Annotated in this window: 1 protein-coding gene; it reads left to right on the top strand. The window is 59.3% G+C overall.

Annotation, left to right across the window (positions count from 1 at the left end; all coding sequences use genetic code 11):
- Positions 1–8: 8 nt before the first annotated feature.
- On the top strand, positions 9–221 hold a 213-nt coding region (locus RRF55_RS28775; RefSeq protein WP_439419412.1), incomplete at its 3' end, for a mechanosensitive ion channel family protein.

Below are 221 nucleotides of genomic sequence, written 5' to 3' on the forward strand. Positions count from 1 at the left end.
GATTGATTATGGAACTTGATCTCTGGACCCAGAGCCTGGTGGCGGCGATGACCGCCTTGTGGACCAAAGTCGCCAACTTCATTCCCAACCTGTTTGGGGCGCTGGTGGTGGTGCTGCTGGGCTTTGTGGTTGCCAAGCTGCTCGATACCCTGTTGTCCAAGCTGCTGGCCAAGCTTGGCCTGGATCGCCTGATGGGCGGCACCGGCCTGACCAAGATGCTC

Source organism: Klebsiella sp. K47 (assembly GCF_051858335.1).
Taxonomy (GTDB): domain Bacteria; phylum Pseudomonadota; class Gammaproteobacteria; order Enterobacterales; family Enterobacteriaceae; genus Klebsiella; species Klebsiella pneumoniae.